This is a genomic window from Aeromicrobium sp. (assembly GCF_036675695.1).
Lineage (GTDB): Bacteria > Actinomycetota > Actinomycetes > Propionibacteriales > Nocardioidaceae > Aeromicrobium.
On the sequence record NZ_JAKFEL010000180.1, the window covers coordinates 1 to 3,862 of the forward strand.

Below are 3,862 nucleotides of genomic sequence, written 5' to 3' on the forward strand. Positions count from 1 at the left end.
CGTCGTCGTTGTCGTCTTGTTGCAGGGCACGAGGGACTTGAACCCCCAACCTTCGGTTTTGGAGACCGGAGCTCTACCAATTGAGCTAGTGCCCTAGGTCAACTTCCCGCTGGGATCACGCCGTGTTGAGGGCATGACGATCTAGCGTGAAATTTCACCGGTGAGTCAAGTGTACGGGTTGGGTGTGGCCCCCGTCGAACCGAGCCAGCGCCCCCAATGGTGGCAGGATGACGACCATGGGCTTTCGCACAATCTCGTCGTTGCCCAAGGCCCACCTCCACCTTCACTTCACCGGCTCGATGCGCCACTCCACGCTGCTGGAGCTGGCGGAGCGCGATGGCATACGACTGCCGGCATCGCTGACCGAGGAATGGCCGCCGGAGCTCGTCGCGACCGACGAGAAGGGGTGGTTCCGCTTCCAGCGTCTCTACGACCTTGCTCGCTCTGTGCTTCGCACGGAGGGAGACGTACGGCGCCTTGTCCTCGAGGCTGCGCTCGACGACGCGGCCGACGGGTCGGTGTGGACCGAGATACAGGTCGATCCCTCCGGCTATGGCGCGAGGTTCGGCGGAGTCACGGCGTTCACCGACCTGGTCATCGACGCCGTCCGCGATGCGTCCCAGACGTCCGGCATCGGCATGGGGGTCGTGGTGGCTGCCAATCGCACCCGGCACCCGCTCGACGCGCGAACTTTGGCGAGGCTCTCAGCGCAGTACGCCGGGCGCGGAGTTCTGGGCTTCGGCTTGTCGAACGACGAGCGCCGTGGCAACACCCCAGAGTTCGCGCGCGCGTTCGCAATTGCCGAGCGGGCAGGGCTGGCCCTACTCCCCCACGCTGGTGAGCTTCTCGGTCCCAAGCACGTCATCGAGTGCCTGGATCACCTGCACCCCAACCGCATCGGTCATGGGGTGCGATCGGCGGAGAATGACGCACTGCTCGATCGGCTGGCGAACGCTGGAGTTGCCCTGGAGGTCTGCCCCACCTCGAATGTGTCGCTCGGCGTCTTCGCCACCCTCGAGGAAGTGCCCGTACGAAAGCTCATCGCGTCGGGGATCAACGTGGCTCTTGGTGCCGACGATCCCTTGCTGTTCGGTTCGAGCCTCGCAGGTCAGTACGCCGTGCTGCGAGCTGCTCAGGGGTTCGATGATGCCGAGCTCGCGGAGCTGGCTCGGATGTCGATCCGAAGCTCGTACGCACCGCCCGAGATCACCGCGCCTGCCCTGGCCGCGATCGACGACTGGCTCGCCGCGGAGGCAGCATGACCACCGACCCGTGGGGTCGCCCGATTCCCATCCCCCAGCACCCGATGGCGAAACGGTCGATGATCCTCGGACTCATAGGACTGTGCGGATTCTTTGTGCTGCTCGTTCCCGTGCTGCTGAGCCCCTTTGCTTGGTACTACGGCGCCGTGGCTCGTCGCGAAATGGATCGCGCGCCAACCCAATGGTCGAATCGCAGCGAGGCGACGACCGGCCTGGTGTGCGGCATCATCGGCACAGCTCTCCTCGCTCTGGCCGTCATGGTTGGTGCCCTGGTCGTCGGGTCTCTCGCTCTCTTGCTCACGTTCGAAGGCGGCTACAGCGACTGACGCCCGAGTGTGGGATTGTTTGCGACATGACTGATGAGCCGCAGGAGGCGCCGCCTCCCAACCCGGGCCAGGTTCCGCCGCCTCAGTACGGCCAGTACCCGCCTCCCGGCCAGTACCCGCCTCCGGGCCAGTACGGCTACCCGCCGCCTGGCCAGACCCCGCCGCCCGGAGGATACGGATACCAGCCGGTCTACTTGGCACCGAAGCACCCGCAGGCGACGCTCGCCATGGTGCTCGGCATCGTCGGTCTGACCGGAGTCATGTGCTACATCACGTTCTTCGTCGCACCGTTCGCCTGGTGGATCGGCGCGAAGTCCGTCAAGGAGATCAACGCCGACCCCGCCCGCTACAGCGGACACGGTGAGGCGACGGCCGGAAAGATCATGGGCATCATCGGCACCGTGCTGCTGATCCTTGGGCTGTTGTTCGTGGCCGCGCTGCTCGTGCTGACGTTCACCGTCGACGACTTCTGGGACGACAGCGGCTACCAGGAGTACAGCATCCTCGCCGCGTTCTGAGAGCATGAGCGCATGACTCAAACACCGCCTCCCGGCGCCTACTACCCACCGCCGAAGCACCCACAGGCCACGACGATCCTGGTGCTCGGCATCCTCGGCCTCGTCCTCTGCCAGATCATCGGACCGTTTGCCTGGTCGATGGGCAACAAGGCGCAGAAGGAGATCCAGGCCAACCCTGGCGCCTACAGCGGCGAGGGCGAAGTCAACGCCGGCCGCATCATGGGGATCATCGGTACGGCGATCCTGGGTCTTAGCCTTCTCTTCTTGGCGGCAATGCTCGTCATCGGTGTCGGCGTCTTCGCGACCGCCTCCACAACCGGCTAGAGCGAGCAGCCGACGAGGACCGGCTCGTTGACGAGCGTTATGCCGTAGGCCTGGCGCACTCCGTCGCGTACTTCACGAGCCAGGGCGAGGAGCTCGGCCGTCGTCGCGTCGCCTCGGTTGGTCAGCGCCAATGCGTGCTTGGTCGACAGCGTCGCGCGACCCGAGCCGTAGCCCTTGCCGTAGCCGGCGTGGTCGATGAGCCATGCCGCGCTCGTCTTGACTCTCCCGTCAGTCTGGGCGAATCGGGGCGCACCGTCCGGCAACGTCTCGGCCTCGGCAGCAGTCAGGATCGGGTTGGTGAAGAACGAGCCGGCACTCCAGGTGTCGTGATCGGCGGCATCGAGCACCATGCCCTTCCCACGTCGCAGTCCGAGCACGGCATCGCGGACGTCAGCCGAAGGTGCGCGCTCGCCAACCTCGACACCGAGGGTGCGAGCCAGCTCGGCGTACGCGATGGGCTCGCTGAGATCTCCGAGCGCCAGTTGGAACGCGACCGAGAGCACGACATACCTGTGCGGCTCGACCTTGAAGCGGCTGGAGCGATAGGTGAAGCCGCAGTCGATGGCGTGGATCGTGCGTACCTTGCGATCGAACCTGTCGTACGCTCGCACGGTCGCGACGGTCTGTGAGACCTCCTGGCCGTACGCGCCGACGTTCTGGATCGGGGTGGCACCAGTGGATCCCGGGATGCCGGAGAGCGCTTCGACGCCGACCCAGCCTTCGGCGACCGCCCGGTCGACGATGCCGTCCCACGGCTCACCCGCAGCAACCGTGACCATGGCACCGCTGCAGGCATCGGAGTCGACGGTGATGCCGCGAGTCACCACACGGATGACGGTGCCATCGAATCCTTCATCGGCCACGACGAGGTTGCTGCCGCCAGCGACCAGCAGGACAGGATCGGCGGCCTCGTCGGCAATCCGTACGGCAGCTATCAGCTCGGCCTCGGTCGTGGGCTCGAGGACTGTTTTGGCAGGGCCACCCAGACGCAGCGTCGTCAGGTCGGCGAGGTCCATTCGTGAAACGCTAGCAGCCCAAACGTGACGAAGGCTCCCACCGACAGAGCCGTGGGAGCCGTTCGTTCGAAGACCAGAAGTTAGCGAGTCTCGCGGTGCAGCTGGTGCGTCTTGCAGCGCGGGCAGAACTTCTTGAGGTCGAGACGATCGGGATCGTTGCGACGGTTCTTTTTGGTGATGTAGTTGCGTTCCTTGCACTCGGTGCAGGCCAAGGTGATCTTGGGACGAACGTCTGAGCTCTTGCTGGCCACGAGGGTGCCTCTTCTTGATCGATGATGCTGCGGGTCTTGCGTTGTCGTGCGGTAGCTGGGGCGGGACTCGAACCCGCGACCCCACGATTATGAGTCGTGTGCTCTGACCGACTGAGCTACCCAGCCGCGGGCACGAGTTGCCTCATGTCCGAAGGACTCTTAGTG

At 65.2% G+C, this 3,862-nt stretch carries 5 protein-coding genes, 2 tRNA genes and 1 pseudogene; 4 read left to right on the plus strand and 4 right to left on the minus strand.

Annotated features, from left to right (window positions below):
* Positions 1–22: 22 nt before the first annotated feature.
* A tRNA-Trp gene (locus tag V6M39_RS11935) sits at positions 23–95 on the minus strand.
* Positions 96–236: 141 nt separating this feature from the next.
* Between V6M39_RS11935 and V6M39_RS11940 the strand changes: the two genes are divergently transcribed.
* The 4 genes from V6M39_RS11940 to V6M39_RS11955 are packed head-to-tail and all read left to right on the plus strand — an operon-like array spanning position 237 to position 2,430.
* Positions 237–1,262: an adenosine deaminase gene (locus V6M39_RS11940; RefSeq protein WP_332644042.1), complete on the plus strand. Its 1,026-nt coding sequence runs from the start codon at positions 237–239 to the stop codon at positions 1,260–1,262.
* The gene (locus V6M39_RS11945) at positions 1,259–1,588 is read left to right on the plus strand and encodes a DUF4190 domain-containing protein (RefSeq protein WP_332644043.1); all 330 of its coding nucleotides are present in this window, start codon (positions 1,259–1,261) and stop codon (positions 1,586–1,588) included. The genes V6M39_RS11940 and V6M39_RS11945 overlap by 4 nt, the downstream gene beginning before the upstream one ends.
* 26 nt (positions 1,589–1,614) lie before the next feature.
* Positions 1,615–2,106 carry a DUF4190 domain-containing protein gene (locus V6M39_RS11950; RefSeq protein WP_332644044.1) on the plus strand — a complete coding sequence of 164 codons (492 nt, stop codon included), beginning with the start codon at positions 1,615–1,617 and terminating at the stop codon, positions 2,104–2,106.
* Positions 2,107–2,118: 12 nt separating this feature from the next.
* Complete coding sequence (locus V6M39_RS11955) at positions 2,119–2,430, plus strand: hypothetical protein (protein WP_332644045.1); 312 nt, start codon at positions 2,119–2,121, stop codon at positions 2,428–2,430.
* Here the strand turns inward: V6M39_RS11955 and V6M39_RS11960 are convergent.
* From V6M39_RS11960 to V6M39_RS11970, 3 genes and pseudogenes are all read right to left on the minus strand, one after another.
* Positions 2,427–3,449 (minus strand): annotated as a pseudogene (locus V6M39_RS11960) (UDP-N-acetylmuramate dehydrogenase); the annotation flags it as partial. The gene V6M39_RS11955 and the pseudogene V6M39_RS11960 overlap by 4 nt on opposite strands.
* Positions 3,450–3,526: 77 nt before the next feature.
* Positions 3,527–3,697 carry a 50S ribosomal protein L33 gene (rpmG, locus tag V6M39_RS11965; protein WP_309971936.1) on the minus strand — a complete coding sequence of 57 codons (171 nt, stop codon included), beginning with the start codon at positions 3,695–3,697 and terminating at the stop codon, positions 3,527–3,529.
* A gap of 52 nt (positions 3,698–3,749) precedes the next feature.
* Positions 3,750–3,823, minus strand: a tRNA-Met gene (locus tag V6M39_RS11970).
* Between the last annotated feature and the right edge of the window lie 39 nt (positions 3,824–3,862).